Below are 20,282 nucleotides of genomic sequence, written 5' to 3'. Positions count from 1 at the left end.
TCAACCACTGCTGTTGTTTATCTTTATTTAAAACACTTATCTTTATTCCAAACGCTTGTCGTTAGTTCACAAGAGCGACCGCTTCTCGAACTAACTCCGCGATCTCGTCCCACTGTTCGTTCTCGATCATATTCGGAGATACCATCCAAGTACCGCCACAGCACACCACGCGATCCACAGCTAGGTAGTCATTAACGTTGTGTTTGCCGATACCGCCTGTTGGCATTAAAGACACGTCAACGTATGGCGCTAACAGAGATTTCACCATATTGATGCCGCCAGACGCTTCTGCAGGGAAGAACTTCAAGAAGTTAAGGCCAAGCTCTAGCGCTTGCTCTACTTGGCTTGGGTTGTTTACGCCCGGAACGATTGGAATACCGATTTCTTGGCAGCGTTTTACGGTGTTTGGATTCAGGCCCGGAGCCACGATGAATTCGCTACCCGACTCTTTCGCAAGGTCGATCTGCGCTGACGTTAATACTGTGCCGGCACCGATACACATCTCTGGGTACGCATCGCGCATCGCACGAATCGCACCTGCTGCCGCTTCAGTACGGAATGTTACTTCAGCAACGGGGAGCCCATTTTCTACTAACACTTTTGCCAGTGGAATCGCGTGTTCCACCTTATTGATTTGGATAACAGGGATAACTTTGAATTGCTTAAGTTTGTTGATCATTTCTTGAGACATAATAATTCCGCTTTTTAATTTTATTTTTTAATCAGTTTGCTCATAGCGCTCACGGGGATGATTGCGCCAGAGTATTGAATAACGATTGAAGCCAGTTGGTGGCCAAGTTCGGCTGCGTCAGTGGCGCTCTCGCCAGTAAGACGCGCAGCTAAATAGCCCGCAGCGAATGAGTCGCCCGCAGCACAGGTATCAACCACGTTAGAAACACGAGTCGCTGAGACATAGTTCTCAACAACATTGCCTTGTTCAACTTGAACAATTTTGCATGGCTCGCAGCCACGTTTGATGACGATCTCTTGGCAACCCAAGCGAAGGCAGCGTTGTTGAACGCTTTCTGAGTTGCCCCACACAAGCAGGTCGTCGTCTTCGGTAATCAGTGCGATGTCTACCAATGGCAGTAACTTGGCGTACCAGTGCTGAGCTTGCTCTGTGGTCCAAAGCTGTGGTCGATAGTTGTTATCGAAAATCACCTTACCGCCTTGGTTTGAGAACACGCCAATGGCTTTGAATAAACGCTCACGAGAGGCTTCATCCAAGATCGCGATGCTGATACCGCTGATGTAAATCGTGTCTACTTGCTTCTCTGTCAGAGCGATTTCAAGCTTGTTTAAGTTATCGATTTGAAAGTAAGATTTTACTGCCGCGTCGTTGCGCCAGTAGTGGAAATGTCGCTCACCTGTCTCGTCGGTTTCGACCATGTATAAACCGGGTAACTTGTTTGGGATACGTTCAACGAAATTGGTTTGAATACCTTCTAGCTGCCAACTATCAATCATGTTCTGAGACAGTTCATCACTACCTAAACCCGTCGCGTAATGAACAGAAAAGTTTTGATGTTGGGTTAAGCGAGAAAGGTAAAGCGCGGTATTGAGCGTGTCGCCGCCAAATTTTTTGGTTAATGGAGAGCCGCTGATTTCGACCATACATTCGCCGAAGAAAGCAATATTGAACAGAGAAGATGCTGACATAGCCGCTCCTAAAAATAGAGATAATTGACTTTAGAAAAGGCCCTACCGTTAAGCAGGGCCTGAATTAAGCAAACCAGTTGTGGAGACTAGGTTTAGCTTGTTTGATTTGCAGGGCGTTGAGGTGCAGCGTCTTCTTCAATTACACCTGAGTCAGACATTTCCATCTCCATCAGAGCGCGTTCATCATCAAGAATCGCTTTCGCCATTTCTGGTGTTACTTGGTTAGCTGGAGTACATAGGCTCACTGCCACACCTGCAGCTAGAGCAAACAGACATGAAGGAATCACAGGGTTGCCCCAAAAGGCTGTGTAATCAGCGTTTAGCATCACTACGAATGAAGCCACAGAAGCACCCGCTAGCGTTGCAAGCGCACCTTGCCAGTTGTAGCGTTTCCAGAATTTACCCAACATACCGCACACGAACATGCCCGACATTACCGTTGAAATCATCTTAGTGATGTAGCCAATGATGTCGTTCGACGTAAGCGCAAATAGCAGTGCAAAACCAATCACCACAATCAGTGCCAAGCGAGAGTAGTTCAGCATCGACTCTTTGTTTGGTACGCGGCCAGTGAACATCACGTAAACGTCACGCAGTAGGATAGACACGCCCGCAATCGCATCTGAGCTTGCGCTCGACATGGTTGCAGAAAGGCCTGCGATAAGAACAATCATGCCAACACCAACAGGAAGAACCGTTGCAGCTACGTAAGGGAACGAGTAGTTCGGGTTATCCAATGATGGGTCGATTGCGTGTGCAGCCATACCAATGATTGCAGGGATGATAGAGAAGAAAAGGTACAACACACCCGATGCCACAAATGAGCGACGAATGGTTTTAACGTCTTTGCCAGAGTAGATACGTTGACGGAATGAAGGCGTCGCCAGTACACCCACACCGATAACTACAGCCAAAGAAACGGCAGGAAGAATGCCCAGTTTATCGATTGCTAAAAAGCTCGTAGCAGCAGGGTCCATCGCAGCGTAAAGGTTATCCATGCCACCGATGTGATCCACAGACATAACCGCCATCAAGATGAAGCCAGCAAAAAGGATGATAGCTTGGATAGTATCGGTCCATACAACCGCAGTGTAACCACCGATCACCACGTAGATAGTGAATGCCGCAGCAATAATAATCTTCGCAAGGTTAAGGTCGATGTCAGCAATCCACGCTAGGTACATGCCGCCACCTAGAATGTGCGCACCCAACCAACCGATTGACGCGATAAAGATAAGCAGACCAACCACGTTTTTCACGATTCGGTTAGCGCCAACATAGTAAGCCAGCTCTTCACTCATGGTCATGAAGTTCAATTTACGAACCGGAGCAAACCAAAGGGCTAGCAATAGGATACCGATAGCACCGCCAATTCCGTACAGAGCACCTGCCCAACCATTCGCGTAACCGAAGCCAACCGCCCCCATACTTGAGCCAGTGCCGACCATAGTCGCGACGGTTGTACCCAGTACTAAGAATAATGGCAGGCCACGGCCGCCTAATAAGAAATCTTCGCCAGATTTTTGATTACGCGAGACAAACCAGCCTAACCAAATTAAAAATAATACGTACACGCCGAAGCCTGTAAGAAAAAGTGTGCTGTTCATTTGACACCTCTCAGTGAAATATTAAGTTCATTCCTGAACTTTATTTATGATTCATTCATTTTATATTTCATATAATTACTTTATTGGTTTTGTATATTTTTTAATTAAAGTAATTTTTATAAATGTAGGGTGAGAGTATTAAAGGATAATAACAGGGATGCTTACCCCCTAATACTCTCTAAGTAGGTTATTGTGATTAGGTTATAACTAAACGCGATCAGCGCGGTAGCAAGTCACATCTACTTCAACTTTCACGTCTACCACTAGGTCACAGACCATGCAGATACGTGCTGGTGGATTAGCACCGAAGAACTCTTTGAATACCTTATTAAAAGATTGGAAGTAACGAGAATCCGTTAGCACAACCTTTACGTGCATTACGTCTTCTAGGCCGTAGCCCGCTTCAGTCATGATATCGACACAGTTTTGGATCGCTAGGCGAGACTGGTCAACAATGCCACCCTCTACCACTTCACCATCTGTCATCGGTGTCTGGCCAGAAACGTACAGGAAACCACCCGCTTCAGTTGCGCGTGCAAATGGTAAATGTTGTCCGCCTGTACCTGTACCGCCTTCAACACCGTAACGTTTAATAGTCATTTTTCAACTCCACTTCTTTATAGATAATATTGGTTCTGTTCCAATATATTTAAATTAATTCGTCATTTTTATATTTACCGTAAATTTAATTTGATAATTAAAATCTAGTTTCGGTAAATAAAAACGCCTGAACGATTATTTTTCACTTTTCCTTGCTGGTAAGTTAACTCACCATTTACAAATACGCTTTCTATTCCCTCAGCAACTGAAATAGGATTTTCAAATGTTGCTGTGTCTTTAATATTCTTTGGATCAAATAAAACTAAATCGGCAAATGCACCGCAGCGAACTTCGCCTCGGCCGGCTAAGTTGTAACGCTCTGCCGACATTCCGGTCATCTTGTGAATCGCTTCTGGCAACGAGAACAGTTTTTCATCTCGGCAGTAGTGACCCAATACTTTCGGGAAGGTGCCCCACAACCTTGGGTGCGGATGCGGGTCATTTGGCAAACCATCAGAACCAACCATGGTCAGCTTGTATTTCAAAACGCGCTTTACGTCGTTCTCATCCATGCAGTGATACACCGCACCCGCTGGTTGAAGTGCTTTCGCCGCATCCATCAGGGGTAGATTCATTTGATCAGCAATCTGCTTAAGCGTTTTTCCTGCATGTTCTGGCTTTGCTTCAGACCAAGTGATGAAGATGTCGAAATCATCCGTCACCTGCTTCAAATCCAGTGTTGAAGAGCTCGCTGAATATGGGTAGCAGTCACAAGACACATCTTGGTGCTCAGAAACCTTGTCCATCAAATCAAGTACTTCAACGGTTCTGCCCCAGTTGCCCGCACCTGCACATTTAAGGTGAGAGATAACTACTGGCACTTTCGCGTATTGTCCTGTCTCAAACGCCTCTTCCATCGCGCTTAAGATCTCTTCGAATTCGGTACGCATATGCGTGGTATAGATGCCGCCGTGGCTAGACAGTACCTTTGCTAACTGCATCACTTCGTTGGCATTCGCTTGTTTCGCACTTGCGTAAGCCAAACCTGAACTCAAACCTAATGCACCTTGCGCCATCGCTAAATCAAGGTTGGTTTGCATCACTGCAATTTCATCTTCGCTTGCAGTGCGTTGTAGGTCGTCCATCACTTGGTTACGCAGTGTGGTGTGGCCAACCAACGCTGCTACGTTTACTGCGGGTTGAGCTTGCTCTACCGCTTGTGCATACGCCGCAAAAGTTGGGTATTTAAAATCAGCCTGCGCACCTAAAAGATTCATTGGGTCAGGTGGATCACCAGCCAAAACCGTTGGTGATGCGCTGATGCCGCAGTTGCCAACAATCACGGTTGTCACACCTTGGCTGATCTTCGGTAGGCAGTCTGGGTAACGAATTACGTTGGTATCGTCATGTGTATGTACATCGATAAATCCAGGAGCCAATGCTAAGCCTGCTCCCTCAACCAACTGGCCACAATCTTCGTGATCGACTTGACCAATTTCGGCGATTTTTCCATCAAGGATTGCTACATCGGCACAAAACGATTGTTCGCCGGTGCCGTCAAACACCTCTACATTTTTGATTATCGTATCGAACAACATTTTTCACTCTCTCAATCCACTGTGTTGATGGAGCTATATTAAGAATCCAGCCGATTATTTTCAGTGACAAAACACACATAATATTTTAATTTGTGTGATAGTTTCTACCGCAAATTAGATTACAGATACATTTAAAGATTAAATAACAACAACTTAAATAATGTTAGGAATCAGCAATGAAACATAACCCTGTACAAAAAGATGTTATAAAGTATCAAAAAGATAGTTTCGTCTTGACTGAAAAAGGCCAAAAAGGGAGAGCAGTATCACAATCTGAGAACGGTATTTACCGACTGGTTGATGAAGATATTTCGCTTCCGGTAGCAATTATCAAACAATCTGCCTTGACCAATAACCTGAATTGGATGCAATCATTCGCCGATCACCATCAGGTTAAATTGTCACCGCATGGCAAAACATCAATGACCCCTGCTTTTTTCCGCCAACAACTAGAAAATGGCGCTTGGGGTATTACAGTAGCGACACCTGCACAAACAGAAGTTGCCGCTATGGCGGGTGCAAAACGAATCATCATGGCCAACCAGTTGGTGGGTAAAACCAACATGGCGATCGTTGAACAGCTGATCAGTGAATTTGATGTCGACTTTTACTGTTGTGTGGATTCATCGGTAAACGTGCAGCAACTTAACCAGTATTTCGCCAACACCAAACAGACACTAAAAGTACTGATCGAATTTGGTGTACCGGGCGGTCGCTGTGGTTGTCGTTCACCGGAAGAAGTTCTAGAACTGGCACAAACCATCCAAGACACACCTGCCCTTTCGCTCGCGGGTATTGAGGTGTATGAGGGTGTGATTCACGGTGACAACGCAGAACAAGATATTCGCACCTTCTTGAAACAGGCACTGACTTCGGTCGAAAGCCTCGCATCAGATGGCCTAATTGTAGGGCAACCTATCATCACGGGTGCCGGCTCTGCTTGGTATGACGTGGTTGCAGAATGTTTAGCGAACCTAACCGATTACTTGGCGATCATCCGCCCGGGCTGTTATGCCATTCACGACACAGGCATCTACCTAGACGCTCAAAGCAAGGTGTTGCAGCGTGCCCAAGCAAACCAAGGTTACGCGTGTGAATTGGGGGGAGACCTGGAATCGGCACTTGAGGTGTGGGCGTATGTCATATCTCGTCCGGAGCCTACCAAATTAGTGGTTGGGTTAGGCAAGCGTGATGTGGCCTTTGATGCGGGTTTACCTATTGCCGAACGCGGCTATCGCAATGGCGAAGCTATCTCTGTGAAAGGGCTGACTGCGACCGCCGTGATGGATCAGCATACCTTTGTTGAAACGGACGGTTCTTCTGAAATTGAAGTGGGCGACATGATTGCATTCTCAACCTCACACCCGTGTTTAACCTTCGATAAATGGCGCTACATTGCCATCAGCGATGACGACCATCAGGTAACAAACTGGGTGGAAACCTGCTTCTAGTTCGATTTTTCAATAAGCTAGAATCAGCGAAGCAATAAGATATACTAACGGGGCTAAGCTTTAGCGACCAATCACTAGGTATTAGCAAATAGCCCCATCAACAAAGGATCAGGATTCTTGAGTTTAGAAGTAGATATCATTTCACAGATAACGGAGCGTTTTCCCGCTCTTCGTGATGCAGAGAAAAAAGTCGCTAAGCTGATCATGGACGACATTGATTTTGCTGCCAATGCCAGCATCACAGAGCTTGCTGAAAGCGCTCAAGTGAGTGAAGCCACCATTACACGTTTTGCTAAGGCGATTGGCTGTAGCAACGTACGTGATATGAAGATCAAGCTTGCTCAAACACTGACAGTCGGCCAACGTTTTATTCTCGAACCGGTTGACCAAACGGGTTATCAAGGTATCTACGAATCGATCAAGCAGAGCCTAGACATCAACCGCACCTTGTTCAAAGAGCAAGACGTTGAAATCGCAGTCAGCTGGCTGCATAACGCCAGACAGATCATCGCTATCGGCATGGGTGGTGGCTCGACCATCGCTTCTCAAGAGCTGCAACACCGACTGTTCCGTTTGGGCTATCCCGTGGTGTCGTACAACGATGGCTTAATGTCACGTATGGTTGCCGCGACAGCAGATGCTAATGACGTGATGGTGATGATCTCCGCGACCGGTTTCACGCCTGTGATCACTGAAACCGCAGAGCTGGCTAAGCAGTATGGACTTAAGATCATCGCGATTACGCCACAAGATACACCGCTGGCAAAGATTGCCGATATCTTGTTACCCATCAAGCATATGGAAACTGACTTCATCTACAAGCCATCAGCTTCTCGCTACGCAATGTTGGCGTTAGTGGATGTGCTTTCTATGGGGATCGCAGTCAATCATAAGAATCGCTCTCGCGACAAGCTGCGTCGCTTGAAGGTTGCGTTAGATTCCTACCGAGGTGGGGGCGACAGACAGCCTCTCGGTGATTAAACGTTATCGCGACTAAGCTCCTCGCTGCTAAATCACCGCAAAATGAATCTGAATAAAAAAGCCCCGCAGTATTCACTCCATCGAGTCGATACTGTTGGGGCTTCTTTAGTTCGGTTTTTTAATGAAATCAATTATTTGAATTAATGGAATTTAAAATGAACTCGACGCGTTCCTCAACAGATAATTTAGGCACTTCCACCAGCTGATAACCAAACTGGGTATAAGCTTCCACCATCTTTTCGTAAGTGGCGATCGCTTCATCGAAATCTTGTTTGCGCTCTTGGTCATTGATGAAAATCGCCTCCCAAGGAGGAAAGATAAATACCTTGGCGTTGTATTCAAGCTCATTGCATTGATTCAACAGAGATTCAGAAATCGGCAAAGATTCCAACAAGCTGTAACCGTATGAATCTACGATACTCCTATCAAAGAAAACGGGTTGTTCACTTGCCTCAAATACTTGGTAATTAACTAACTCTTCTCGCACCATTTCATCACGAAAAGCCGCTTTATCTAACCATGGCAAAGCACTCCCTTTTCGCTCGACTTGGTGTTGAATCACTTTACGCCCAACCTCTGGTGCGCAGCGATAGCCACGACTTTTCAACGCATCGATAACCGAGGTTTTTCCTGAGCCCGGGCCACCGGTAAACACGATTAGATTGTTCAAATGAACCTCTTCAAAGGGGAAAATTAACGAATCGGGCCTTAACGAAACCCAAGTTAACGAATTAAGGCTAGGATCGGCTTAAATTCTGGTGCGCGACAATCTTTCACTAGCTCGTACAGGCTCATTTCCAACCCAGTTATTTGGACACCAGCATCTGTTAATCGGCGGATTGCCAGATCCTTGTTAAGTGCTGTTCGCGAACTAACACAGTCACCAACTACCTGAACCTTGTACCCAAGATCTAACAACCCCATTGCGGTTTGATAGACACAAATATGAGCCTCAATACCATACACCAACCACGTATCTACATCCTTAGCTTGTTGCACCGCCTCAACAAATTTAGGTTCGTCGCACGCGTTGAACGTGAATTTAGGTATCGGCTTAATATCGTTCAATAAGCCATTTAGTTCGCTAACTGTCGGCCCCAACTTCTCTGGGTTCTGCTCCAAACGAATAATTGGCAGACCCAAAACCTGCGCTCCTTGAACCAACTTTCCGCAATTAGCAATCAGCGCATCACTGTCATCAACAAGGCGTGCGAGCTTACCTTGCACGTCCACAATCACCAAACCTGTGTTTTGTCTCATTAGCATGTGTATTCCTTGTTTTTGGCCGCCTAACTCACTACGCAATCTGATGGGTACGTTTTCTACTATGTAACGATTTAGCTTACAAAGCCATACAGTAATAGGTATAAGACTACGGAATAATACTCACCAACGGTCGAAAGACCGCAAAACAAAAAATTGATACCGGCATGACATTAAAGAGTGAGTAAGAACGATGAACAAATTAGCGAAATCAGCATTAGCACTGGGCTTAATCAGCGCAGTTTCTCTTCCAGCTTTAGCTGCAGGTACTGATGGCGGTGCATACATTGGTGGCGGACTTAGTGTCTACCAAGATTCTGATACAGACGGCCACGGTAGCTTAGATTCAGATGGCATGGGCTACAACCTATACGGCGGCTACCAATTCAACCGTATCGTTGGTGTTGAACTTGGCTACAACGATTACGCAGACTACAAGCAGGGTACTACCAAACTATCGCCGACATCTGTATCTGTATCTGCAAACCTAGGTTATACGTTCGACAACACAATCCGTCCATTCGTATTGGCTGGTTTAAGTTCTGTTGATCTACATGCAAATAGCGCAGCTTTGTATGATGACGATAGCGGTACCGGTTTCCACTTTGGTGTTGGTGTTGAATACACGCCAATCGAACACCTAACGCTACGCTTGATCTCGCAAGCAGACGCAGTAAGTGTCGATAACTACTCTTATGGCAATGGGTCACTCAAAAACGATGATCACACGTTAGCATTCAACAGTATTAGCTTCGGTGGTTCATACAACTTTTAATGTGATTGAACCACATAGAATAAGCTGAACATACTAATTCACTTTGCTGTTCCACCTTGTCATGAAGGTCACTCAGTAAAGTGAATTTTTTGTTTCTACACGCCCTAAAGCGTCATTTCACTTTAGCCGGTTTATCGCTCACCATCACTTATTAAGCTTTATGCGTTGATATTAGAGCTTTCTTGGTAGCGAGACTAAAATAAAGGAATAAGAGGCGCAGGAAAACAAGACCTATGAATCTACCAAGCTTAAACATGTCGATAAACAAGCTGCCTTTTGTGTTGGCCGTGTATTATCTGCTTGTCGTCAATCTACCTCTCTCCCAAGAACTGTTTAGTATTGTTCAGGCATCGAAATCTGAAAGCGTTGCGTTTCTTATCTCCATTCCTATCTTCTTCCTTGCTGCCTTTAACTTCATCTTCCAAGTCTTCAACTGGCCTATCTTCTCTAAGCCGTTTTTCATCTTATTGCTGATCACCTCAACCTTAGTCAGCTACAGCATGTTCAATTACGGCATATTCGTCGACTACGGCATGATAGAGAATGTGTTTGAGACCAATAGCGGTGAAGCAGCCAGCTATATCAGTGGTCACTCGATCTTATGGCTCCTAGCCATGGGCGGTATTCCATCTTTCACCCTGTTGTTTACCAAACTTGAAAAAGAGTCTTGGAAAGATTTCTTTGTCTGGAAATCGATTGGCTTGCTCTCTTCCTTGATCGTCATTGCGATTATTGCCGGGCTTTTCTACAAAGATTACGTATCGATTGGTCGCAATAACTCGCACATCAAAAAGATGATCATTCCGACCGAGTATGTGGCATCAACGGTCAAATACATCAATAACACCTACATCAAACAGCCCATCCCCTATCAAGAATTGGGGTTAGATGCTCAACTCAAACCACAAGCAAAAGCGGCCACCAAACCGACCTTATTGGTGTTTGTGCTTGGCGAAACCGCTCGCGTGTATAACTACCAATATTATGGCTATGAGAGAGAAACCAACGCTTATACCAAGCCTTATAACCCGATATTTTTCTCTGATGTTCAGTCGTGCGGAACAGCCACTGCAGTTTCTGTGCCGTGCATGTTCTCGAACATGAATCGCAGCAACTATGATCGCGACAAAGCCTACAACCAAGATAACGTGGTCGACATTATGAACCGCGCGGGTATTCACTCCATTTGGAGGGAGCATGATGGTGGAGACAAAGCCGTCGCACAGCGAATCAAAGAGATGACACTCGTCGCCAAAGACAGCGACCCATTGTGTAATAACGACGTATGCTACGACACAGCGATGCTAGAGAACTTCGAACAAGATACGCAAAATCTCAAACAAGATAGCATCATTTTCTATCATATTTCGGGATCCCACGGCCCAACGTACTTTGAGCGTTATCCGGAAGAACATAAGAAATTTACGCCTGATTGCGCTCGCGCCGATATTGAAAACTGCACCAAAGAGGAAGTGGTTAACACCTACGATAACACCATCTTGTACACGGATTTCTTTCTCTCACAGGCTATGCAGAAACTAGAGAAACTCACCGATAAGTACAACGTGGCGCTGATGTACATTTCCGATCATGGTGAATCTTTAGGGGAGAACGGCGTCTACTTGCACGGCATGCCTTATTCATTGGCACCGAAAGAGCAAACCCATGTGCCTATGATCATGTGGATGTCTGATGGTTTTGCCGAGCAGAAAGGGATAAACCAAACCTGCTTGAGAAAGGCAGGCAAAGAACAGAGCTTCTCCCAAGACAACCTGTTCGACTCACTGCTTGGCCTAATGGACGTACAAACTAAAGAATACCGAGAGAACCAAGATATCTTCGCTGCGTGTCGCTAGTTTTATAGGTGACTTATGTAAATTAATTTCCAAAGGTTCGTTTACATAAGCACCATTCGGTCGCCATTACAGCGAAATCAATGGCGGCAAAGGAGTCAAGTTAACCAAAGGAGTACTTTGCCAGTGACTTTCACTGGCAAATAACCACATTGGAGCAACCGTATTCTGTTTGAGTGAAGTAACATCCACTAACACCAACAGGGCGTAAAAACGATGTACATAATCAACCGTCTCTTTGGGTAACCTTAAATCGGAAAACTGCCGACTACCCGCCTTTTTTACTGCTCGTTGTACCCGTCCTTCTCCAGCGTTATATGCCGCAAGAGTCAGGTTAATATCACCATCAAACTTACGATATAAAAAATCGAGATACTGCATCGCCGCATGAGTGCTAGGCTCAATCTCAAACCTTTGATCTTGCCTGTCATTGACGGTCAAGCCAAACCTTTCAGCAGTGGCTGGCATCAGCTGCCATAAGCCTGCCGCTTTAGCGGGAGATATAGCATTGGAGTTATACGAAGATTCCAGCATAGGCACCAACACAAAGCTGTCAGGGAGTGATCGCTCAGTAAGCTGTCTAAAGATTTCGTTAACCAGTGGGTCAAACTCTTCTAGCTTTTTCAGTATTTGGTTTTGGTATGGTTTAAGCGTGTTTATGTGGGGTTGGATGACATTTTGGGATGGACGGTTTTGCGCATAACTGGAGCTACTTTGAAAGCACATAATTAATAACACCAGTCCTAAAAACCAGTGCACCAGAAGTTGAAAGCCAAAGCCTTTAGCCAAAACATCGCTCCATCATCGTATTGTTTTTATACGTGTTAATTGTTCTTATCCCTGTTTATACCCAACTGTCAGCCTTGAAAGCACACCTATAAATCTGTTCACTCAAAGAATCACCAAAAAAAGGTTAATACCACGATGGTGCAACCCAAAAATACCGCGAAACAAATGGGAATCACTAAATGCTTATCCTTCTCGAGAGAGATAAAACCTTGTGGCTGTTGAACGATAAACATGACTAGCAAAATATTGTAGATAGCAATCAGCAAACCTACGATAAAAACATCGAAATACAGCAAACTCGTCGCTAAATAGACGTAATAACCAATTAAAATATAATCAATGAGTACTAACCAAGCCAGGCACTTCCGTGAATTAAACATGACGTTGATTGATTCAGTCATAACGACTTAGCACTTCAAAAGAAGTGACAGGTTGGTTCAACTCCGCTTGTCTAACGGCTCTTCTCTTACTTTCGGGCAACACCTTATCTAACTCATGCTGACCAAGTGGAGAAGCTCTTGTGGCACTGCCTATCGAAAACGACTTATAGACTTTATTCAGCTGCTCTAGGGTATTTGCGGTCAATATATACAACTCTATACGACGGTTGACTCCAGATTTCGTATTCTCATTGTCAACAGGAGCGGTATCACTCATACCCGTGACCTGAAAGATATGGTGCTCTTGAAGCCCCCCTTTATTGAGATAGTAACGCGCGCTGTTTGCCCTATTGCTTGATAGTTCCCAGTTCGTCATGCGGCTACCCTTATAACGACTGGCATCTGTGTGACCAGTAATGATCATCTTGTTCTCGATTTTTTCGAGTAGCCTTGCGAGGTTCAATAACAGGTCTTGATAAAATGGCGTCACTTTAGCTCCGCCTCGGAAAAACATCGGCCCTTTGTCTGAATCAGCAATCACCAATTTGGCTCCCTGAGGCGTAACGAAAACACTGACACTACCTAATGCATCAATACCTGAAAGCTCTTGGGTTATACGTTGTGCCAGCAATTCAAGCTCCTGTTGGCTATTAAACTCGCCTTCTAACACTGAGGTATCATTAATTCGATGAAGATCGGCATCATAGTGAGAGGTCGCGACATGAGGCAGTGGCAATGGGTTTATGGAATTACCACCACTTTCACTGGTACCTAGGTGCATGATTGGATCATTTCCGTAAGCAAAGTAGTTAAGCAGTTTCTTCTGATCATCCACATCCACCACCTGCAAAATCCACAGCACCAAAAAGAGACACATCAACGAAATCATCAGATCCGCCATTGCGACCTTCCAACCACCATGTTGCAGTTCATTGCGCTTACGGCGACCTTTTTTCTGAATAATGACTTGAGGTTGCTGCATCATCGTCTCCTTAACTTGATGACGGCTGTTGTCTTAACACTTCAACCGCCTTCTCAAGTTCAACAAATGATGGTTTGTAGCGAGTCTCGATATTTTTTCGACCTGCATTAGCACACATGTGAGCCGACTGGCCTTGAGCATAAGCTGACAATATCGACTTAACACAAAACAGTGGCGCGAGCTGATTCTCAGACACATCTTTAATGCTGCTCGACATCGGACCTAACACACAGTAACACCCAAAAACGCCAGTGAAGGTACCCACCAATGCGCCAGCAATGTTCTTACCAATTTCGGTTATCTCACCATCCAGCCCCTGCATAGTGAGGATTATTCCCATCACAGCCGCTAAGATCCCTAACCCTGGCATCGCCTCAGCAGTGGCATGTAGCTTCTCCGACGGCTTAGTATATTCGTCTTCCAAATGTTCGATTTCTTCTTCAAGAAAAGCCTCGAGCAAATGCTGAGATTGCTTGCCCGTAATCACCTGACGAAATGAATCGATAATGAATTGTGTGGTTAACGCGTCTTTGGTAATTCGAGGATACCTCGCGAAAATCTTGCTCGATTCCGGGTTCTCAACATGAATATCCAACGCTTTGATGTTCTTCACTCTCGCGGTATTAATCAGCTCAAACATCAAAGACAGTAACTGCTGATAATAGTCCTTGTTGTAAGGAGTAGAGCGAAACGCAATACCAATCTGTTGCACCATCAATTTGAGGGTTGAAGAGGTCGTAGACATCAGCAAGCTAGCGAAGGCTGCACCAAAAATAATGATGATCTCTGACAGCTTAAAGATGAACTCAAACTTACCACCAAGGAAAATGAAGCCACCAAAAATCACACTTAATACGACAACAATGCCGATTAACTTTTGCATACATCACTCTCCTTAATTCTGCTTTTGAGAATGTCTAAGCCTCGATGTTTGAGCCTGTGAACCTTAATCTCATTGATATCGAGGACTAACGCCGTCTCTTTGGTGCTCAAGCTCTTCACGTAAATCAGATACAAAATCCGCTGTTCCATTGCTGGAAGTGAGTTCAGTACCAGCTTCACTTCGTTAAACAATACTTCTTTATCGGTTTCGGGCACTGCAGTAACTACAGATTCCAACTCGATATCATCAAAGACATCCACGAGGGTCATGGCTTGCTGGTAATCATCCGCTTCTACCCCTAAGTGTCGACAGACTTCATTACTGGTTGGCTCCCTGCCGAGTTGCTGGAGTAACTGCCGCTCGGCATGTTTGATGCGGTTAACAAGCTGGCGTTTATCACGCTCCATGTAATCACGTCGACGCAATTCATCGATCAGTTCACCACGAATGCGCACCGCAACGGCACGGCGAAAATCATCATTTGTAACATGGTCAAACTTTCTCAGTTCAATCACTAAGGTCATCATGGCGGTTTGTTTAAGGTCCTCAAACGTCCCCTCATCAACCGCATAGCGATATTGATACAGCAGCCCATTAATCAACTTAATGTTTTGCTGCAATACCAACTTCTCGAGCTCCTGTAGCGTCGCTTGGTCATCGGTTTGGGTATGTTGATACTTAGGCTGCATTAACATGATGACGACCTATTGAAATACCGCTTTCGTCACAAGCACATCACCCACTTGTAAGCTGGGTAACTCGTCCAAATCGTCTTTTAAATCGTCTTGAATGACATAAATAAACTGCTTGTTATAGAAGTAAGACGCCTCCTTCACACTGAATTTTTTTATGATTCGATTTTTGATTCGGCTGAGCTGCTCGTGCACGTAACCACTGTTCCGCTCTGGCGTAAACATAGATACATCCAGCAACAGTAGGCTTTGTCGGTTACCTAGGTTAATCGGTACGAGTACATTTTCTAACTGAACCTCGATCTGTTGCGTTGGAGCCGGTTCTGGCTCACTTGGGGTTAACCATGAACTCAACAGTCCCATATTCAGTTGATTGGTTTGATAAAACCAAAATCCGGTCACACATAATGCGAGAGTTAAAGCAAAGGTGATGAAAACTTTAATCATGTTCAGACCCTCGCTATGTATGCTTGGTATTCCAAAACATACTCTGGTTGCTCTTGCGCGTGATCATCACTGGAGGACAGACGTTCTTGTTCGAACGGCTGATTTTGTTGCTTCGACTCTGGTTGATGGTGGCTAGGTTGGTCAAGACTAATGTTCACCTCAGACAACTCTGAATTTTGCGAAGTCAATTCGTGTCGCAAACGCTCCGATGTGGCTAAGATCGCCTCTCTGGTTAGCGCAGATGACGCACTCATTTGGATGTTTACTTTGTCACCTTCCATGCGAATGTACATCTCGACCTTGCCTAGCTCAGGTGGATCAAAACGTATTCGAGCCGCCTGATTTAACGTATCGAATTGAAGCTGGATCTTGTCTCTCAAGACTTGATGTATCTGCCTTTGGCTCTCTAAACTAAGCTCTTTGGTCGCTTCTACCATCGGGGCCATCGCCCTAACATGGCTACTATCACTGGTAGTATTAACCGCTTCAATTATCGGCTGCCCCATTAACAATGGAGTGGTGGAAGTAGCCCCTAACTTGAGGCTTGCTGGAGTGGCATTGAACATTGAACTGGCTAGCTGATGATTAAACGACAAGGCCAACTCTGAGCTGGTATACCTATTGGGGGTGTGGCCAACAAATGAAGGCGTGCTCGCTTGCCAATCAGCCCCTGAATGATCCACTCCTTTAGAAGATAATAGCGAGCTGCTTTTTAAACTGAATTCAGAACCCGCTCCCCGTCTTTGATTCATCAATTCCAACTGCTGGGTAACAAAATGAGCAATCGTACTTAACTGCGGCAGTTGAACCTGTGACTGCTGCACGAAATCTTGTGGCGAGTCGAGTGACTGCACCACAGCTCTATCACCCAAATTCAACCCTTCCCCTGATGCCTCCAATCGAGTTAGAGGTGAGTGAGAATGAGTAGTATCAAACTCAGGACTCAATAGTTCAGGATTAGATAGTTGTGAGTAAGAAAGTACCGAATGAGAAAAACTAGCCGTGCTTTCAGAGACACTCATATTAGGTATCAAAGCGGAATCTGGAGAAATTGCAGACATAGACGAACTCACCTCAGCAAGCACCGAAAATAGCGACTGAAAAGACTGCGCAAGCGGCGTCATACGTATCTCGCCTAGTTCTGAAGCCAATGGTTCAAAAGCTAAAGCTTCAGAGGCTAAGGTTTCAGAAGCTATAGGCGTCGCTAACGTAGTCGCGGTGTTACTTTTCACTGAAGGACTTGCCGTCGACAGTAAATCCAAACTGCCCCGATAAGGCGACGTTTGTGCTTGCAATTCCATAATTACTCTCCCGCTCTGACCTGTGTCTGAGCATAGGCTTTGTCACGTTCACGTAGACTGATATTGTTACTAAGCTGCTGTTTTAATAAGGCTTGCTCATGAGTCACTAAGATTCGACATTGCTCATGAGCCGACTTAAGTCGCCTAACGATAGCAACATAATCAGGGTGCGACTGTTCAACCTCTAGCAGCACCTTTTTCACCAACAGATTAAGCTTCACGATCTCAGCAAATTTTTTGCGATTTGCTGCGTCCTCTAACTTACTAACAAGACGTTCTACCTGTTTAGGATTGGGCTTCATCAAGCCACTCCATTGCGCCTTCCCATCCCTCTTTCAGATCGGTCACGACACCAATCAAATTAACGATAAGTTCGGTATTCATCTCTTTCGACGCCTCAAATACAGTCGCAATGGCGTGCTCATACAAGGCGTGTATGTTTTGGATAAGCTCTTCCCCAGTCGATAAATCCAGAGATGCATCGAGCCCAACTAAGATATCAATCGATTTTTGCGTTGCGTTAGATTTGAGCTCCAAGTCTTTGGTTTCAATTGAAAATTTGACACTTTCTAACTCTTGGATCAGTCGCTCGTGTAACATACAAATCAATTCAAAGCTCGACGACACTGAAGCATTAGCCGTCACTTGAACATTGGCATAGTTGGCTTGCTGCTGTTTCCCTAAAAGCATGTGTTGCTCCTTAGATCGTGAAAAGTCCAGATACCGAATCCAATTGACTACTGAGTGAGTTCAGTTGAGTAAACTGAGACAGGTAGCGGTTGTAGTAAGTCTCATAGCGAGTGTCGAGCGCCGCTAAGGCGTCATTAATGCGGCTCTTTTCATTATCGAGCGTATCTATTCGTCGACTCAGGGAGCCGTTAGAGAAGTCGATATAGGTTTCAAGTTTGCTTTCAAAAGCTTCAAAGACTCCACCGCTTCCAGTGAATAGTGTTTCAAAATCGACCGTCGTTGCCGCACTTTCAAATTTGCTGGAGTCGAGGCTAAGCTTGCCATCGCGGTCGATTTCGAGCCCTAACTCAAACAAACGAGTACCGTTGTAGTCATCACGTATAACGCTAGCCAGTTGGTTTTTGATGCTGCGCACTGCGCTATCCGAAGCCAATACGCCCCTTGTCTCATCTTCATTACCAGAAGCGGTTAGGTTAGTGATCTCAGTAACAGCGCTGTTATAGGCATCAACAAATTCTTGTAAGGAAGCGACCGTGGCGGAAAGATCATCGCCAATTTCAATCTTTGTTGCTGAATCTCCGCTGTTGTTCGATTTAGTCACCGTAAGGTCAACGCCATCAATGAGTGATTCAAAGGTATTACTTGAATTAGTAAGTTGAGTGCCAAACTCGCCACCGAGTGCGATCACCGCATCTTGGGCTGTTTGCATTGGTGCGGCGCTAGCTGCTGCCACCACCGTATCCCAACCGCTGGCGGCATCTGCAGACAAAGTAAAAGCAGCGTCAGCGCCTTCATTTTCAGAACCAAACAGCACTTTCATCGACCCTTGCGACTTAACGAGAGTGGCTTGAATAGAACCGTCAAATTGATCATTGAAGTAACTTACAAACTCGCTGTACGTAACATCACCACTTACGTCAGTGTCTGCATCCATAATGTTGATGTCTGTAGTAACGCCGCCTTGAGTGGCAGAAAACACGCCTCCCGACGCCATAACATCATTTGAATCGACCGAGTTGGCATCAAAAACTACTTGATGATTGGAAGCCATCTGTTGCACAAAAACATCTAAGTTGATGTCATTCACATCAGAGTCGACGGAGAGAGAGAAATAGTCATCACTCGATGTCGAGGTTGACGTTTGATTTAGGCTGGACCCAGATTGAGTAAACTCGTAAATTTTATCTTCAAGCGACTGAAGGGCCGTTTTAACTTTACCAATCGCAGAGGTCTTTGAGGTAATCGTTGACAACTTTTGGGTATAGCGCAACTCAAAAGGCTGCACATCTAGACTGGCAAAATTGCTAGCTAACTGAACCGCATCAACGTTCATAACCCTTCCCCTTAACTCGCATAGGAGGTACAGCTCTACCCTCCTGCTATTCGGCTATATGTATAGCCGCTACTGAGTAAATAATTGCTACTCAAACTAGCCCAATAGGCTCATCGCTAATTGAGGCACCATCTTCGATGCACTCAGCATAGAAGCACCCGATTGCATGAGCATTTGCTGCTTGCTCATCATTCCAGACTCAGAGGCAAAATCGGTATCCATGATTCGACCTTTAGAAGACTCTAAGTTTTCCGTCATATTGCCAAGGTTGGTAATAGTGTGTTCAAGACGGTTAATATTCGCACCGAACTCTGCTCGCGCAGTACCCAACAGCTCAATAAGACCACCTGTACCAGATAGAGCATCAATATTAGATGCTGCACTTAAAGCACCGCCACCAGCAGCTAGTGCGTGACCTGTCACCGCACCGACTTCAGTTGATGCATCAACCGATAAGGTTTCCGTTGATGAGGTACCTATCTGAAACACAACCGCACCGGCACCAAAGCTACCTGTAGTGAGCAAATTGGTACCACCAAAATTTGTATTCGACGCTATGTTAGCTAACTCATCACTGAGCGCATTAAACTCAACATCAATCGCAGTTTGGTCTGCTGTAGAATTAGTCCCATTTGCATACTGAACGGCTAGGTCGTTCATTCGATAAGCAATATTGGTCATCTCGTCAAAGGCCCCCTCTGCAGTTTGCATCATAGAAATCGCATCCTGAGAATTACGCATTGCTACATTCATCCCGCGTGATTGAGCTTCCAAGCGGTTAGCAATTTGTAGGCCTGCCGCATCATCGGCAGCTGAGTTAATTCGAAAGCCGGTAGACAGTTTTTCCATGGATTTGGTTAATGCACTGTTGGTCGACTGCAATGTATTTTGAGTCACTAAGCTTGCGTAATTTGTATGTACTGATATAGCCATCTGATGTTCCCCATCTGTGTTTGCTGTTCACTAACTGTTAACGACAGAGGAAAAATTTCATTTCATATTTTTCGGAAAAAAGATCACTAAATTTAAAAATAGCAAGACTCAAAAATGAGAAGTGC

Annotated in this window: 21 protein-coding genes; 4 read left to right on the top strand and 17 right to left on the bottom strand. The window is 45.2% G+C overall.

Going from position 1 to position 20,282, the window contains the following annotated elements:
- Window positions 1-61: 61 nt before the first annotated feature.
- From AB4484_RS05825 to AB4484_RS05805, 5 genes are all read right to left on the bottom strand, one after another.
- The gene (locus AB4484_RS05825) at window positions 62-691 is read right to left on the bottom strand and encodes a bifunctional 4-hydroxy-2-oxoglutarate aldolase/2-dehydro-3-deoxy-phosphogluconate aldolase (protein ID WP_372076896.1); all 630 of its coding nucleotides are present in this window, start codon (window positions 689-691) and stop codon (window positions 62-64) included.
- A gap of 20 nt (window positions 692-711) precedes the next feature.
- The gene (locus AB4484_RS05820; protein WP_372076894.1) at window positions 712-1,659 is read right to left on the bottom strand and encodes a sugar kinase; all 948 of its coding nucleotides are present in this window, start codon (window positions 1,657-1,659) and stop codon (window positions 712-714) included.
- A gap of 92 nt (window positions 1,660-1,751) precedes the next feature.
- The gene (locus AB4484_RS05815) at window positions 1,752-3,266 is read right to left on the bottom strand and encodes a sodium:solute symporter family protein (protein ID WP_048610233.1); all 1,515 of its coding nucleotides are present in this window, start codon (window positions 3,264-3,266) and stop codon (window positions 1,752-1,754) included.
- A 207-nt stretch (window positions 3,267-3,473) separates the two neighbouring features.
- Window positions 3,474-3,866, bottom strand: a complete 393-nt coding sequence (locus tag AB4484_RS05810) for a RidA family protein (protein ID WP_017065166.1) — start codon at window positions 3,864-3,866, stop codon at window positions 3,474-3,476.
- Between the two features lie 104 nt (window positions 3,867-3,970).
- Window positions 3,971-5,404 (bottom strand): amidohydrolase family protein, encoded by a 1,434-nt coding sequence (locus tag AB4484_RS05805; protein WP_372076892.1) that lies wholly within the window; start codon window positions 5,402-5,404, stop codon window positions 3,971-3,973.
- Window positions 5,405-5,580: 176 nt separating this feature from the next.
- Here AB4484_RS05805 and AB4484_RS05800 point away from each other — a divergent pair, with 176 nt between their 5' ends.
- Both AB4484_RS05800 and AB4484_RS05795 read left to right on the top strand, forming a co-directional pair.
- Window positions 5,581-6,855, top strand: a complete 1,275-nt coding sequence (locus tag AB4484_RS05800; protein ID WP_372076890.1) for an amino acid deaminase — start codon at window positions 5,581-5,583, stop codon at window positions 6,853-6,855.
- A gap of 117 nt (window positions 6,856-6,972) precedes the next feature.
- Window positions 6,973-7,836: a MurR/RpiR family transcriptional regulator gene (locus AB4484_RS05795; RefSeq protein WP_372076888.1), complete on the top strand. Its 864-nt coding sequence runs from the start codon at window positions 6,973-6,975 to the stop codon at window positions 7,834-7,836.
- Between the two features lie 127 nt (window positions 7,837-7,963).
- Here AB4484_RS05795 and AB4484_RS05790 read toward each other — a convergent pair whose 3' ends face one another.
- Together AB4484_RS05790 and AB4484_RS05785 are read right to left on the bottom strand one after the other, a co-directional pair.
- On the bottom strand, window positions 7,964-8,506 hold the full coding sequence (locus tag AB4484_RS05790) for an AAA family ATPase (RefSeq protein ID WP_372076886.1): 543 nt from the start codon (window positions 8,504-8,506) through the stop codon (window positions 7,964-7,966).
- 53 nt (window positions 8,507-8,559) lie between these two features.
- Window positions 8,560-9,102: a hydrolase gene (locus AB4484_RS05785; protein WP_372076884.1), complete on the bottom strand. Its 543-nt coding sequence runs from the start codon at window positions 9,100-9,102 to the stop codon at window positions 8,560-8,562.
- A gap of 190 nt (window positions 9,103-9,292) precedes the next feature.
- On the opposite strand from AB4484_RS05785, the gene AB4484_RS05780 reads away from it, so the two are divergent.
- Both AB4484_RS05780 and AB4484_RS05775 read left to right on the top strand, forming a co-directional pair.
- Window positions 9,293-9,874 (top strand): porin family protein, encoded by a 582-nt coding sequence (locus tag AB4484_RS05780; RefSeq protein ID WP_372076882.1) that lies wholly within the window; start codon window positions 9,293-9,295, stop codon window positions 9,872-9,874.
- Between the two features lie 233 nt (window positions 9,875-10,107).
- Window positions 10,108-11,730, top strand: coding sequence for a phosphoethanolamine transferase (locus AB4484_RS05775; protein ID WP_372076881.1), 1,623 nt, complete (start codon window positions 10,108-10,110; stop codon window positions 11,728-11,730).
- Window positions 11,731-11,796: 66 nt separating this feature from the next.
- Here the strand turns inward: AB4484_RS05775 and AB4484_RS05770 are convergent, their stop codons facing one another.
- The 10 genes from AB4484_RS05770 to lafA all read right to left on the bottom strand — a co-directional run bounded on the left by AB4484_RS05770 (window position 11,797) and on the right by lafA (window position 20,157).
- Window positions 11,797-12,453, bottom strand: a complete 657-nt coding sequence (locus AB4484_RS05770) for a transglycosylase SLT domain-containing protein (protein WP_050643769.1) — start codon at window positions 12,451-12,453, stop codon at window positions 11,797-11,799.
- A 456-nt stretch (window positions 12,454-12,909) separates the two neighbouring features.
- Window positions 12,910-13,881 carry an OmpA family protein gene (locus AB4484_RS05765; RefSeq protein ID WP_372076879.1) on the bottom strand — a complete coding sequence of 324 codons (972 nt, stop codon included), beginning with the start codon at window positions 13,879-13,881 and terminating at the stop codon, window positions 12,910-12,912.
- Between the two features lie 7 nt (window positions 13,882-13,888).
- Window positions 13,889-14,761, bottom strand: coding sequence for a flagellar motor stator protein MotA (gene motA, locus AB4484_RS05760; protein ID WP_372076877.1), 873 nt, complete (start codon window positions 14,759-14,761; stop codon window positions 13,889-13,891).
- Window positions 14,749-15,456, bottom strand: a complete 708-nt coding sequence (locus tag AB4484_RS05755) for a sigma-70 family RNA polymerase sigma factor (RefSeq protein WP_372076875.1) — start codon at window positions 15,454-15,456, stop codon at window positions 14,749-14,751. The genes motA and AB4484_RS05755 overlap by 13 nt, the downstream gene beginning before the upstream one ends.
- A gap of 9 nt (window positions 15,457-15,465) precedes the next feature.
- On the bottom strand, window positions 15,466-15,900 hold the full coding sequence (locus tag AB4484_RS05750) for a flagellar biosynthesis sigma factor (protein ID WP_050643529.1): 435 nt from the start codon (window positions 15,898-15,900) through the stop codon (window positions 15,466-15,468).
- A 2-nt stretch (window positions 15,901-15,902) separates the two neighbouring features.
- On the bottom strand, window positions 15,903-17,201 hold the full coding sequence (locus AB4484_RS05745; RefSeq protein ID WP_372076873.1) for a flagellar hook-length control protein FliK: 1,299 nt from the start codon (window positions 17,199-17,201) through the stop codon (window positions 15,903-15,905).
- Window positions 17,202-17,203: 2 nt separating this feature from the next.
- Window positions 17,204-17,503 (bottom strand): hypothetical protein, encoded by a 300-nt coding sequence (locus AB4484_RS05740; protein WP_059017864.1) that lies wholly within the window; start codon window positions 17,501-17,503, stop codon window positions 17,204-17,206.
- Window positions 17,487-17,891, bottom strand: a complete 405-nt coding sequence (gene fliS, locus AB4484_RS05735; protein WP_372076871.1) for a flagellar export chaperone FliS — start codon at window positions 17,889-17,891, stop codon at window positions 17,487-17,489. The genes AB4484_RS05740 and fliS overlap by 17 nt, the downstream gene beginning before the upstream one ends.
- A 10-nt stretch (window positions 17,892-17,901) precedes the next feature.
- Complete coding sequence (fliD, locus tag AB4484_RS05730) at window positions 17,902-19,224, bottom strand: flagellar filament capping protein FliD (protein WP_372076869.1); 1,323 nt, start codon at window positions 19,222-19,224, stop codon at window positions 17,902-17,904.
- Between the two features lie 96 nt (window positions 19,225-19,320).
- Entirely contained in the window at window positions 19,321-20,157 is an 837-nt protein-coding gene (lafA, locus tag AB4484_RS05725) for a lateral flagellin LafA (protein ID WP_048610097.1), read from the bottom strand.
- Between the last annotated feature and the right edge of the window lie 125 nt (window positions 20,158-20,282).

The sequence above is a fragment of the Vibrio sp. 10N.261.46.A3 genome, from assembly GCF_041472995.1.
Taxonomy (GTDB): Bacteria; Pseudomonadota; Gammaproteobacteria; order Enterobacterales; family Vibrionaceae; genus Vibrio; species Vibrio coralliirubri.
Note: the sequence above shows the minus strand (reverse complement) of the source record. Positions and strands in the feature narration are given on the sequence as shown.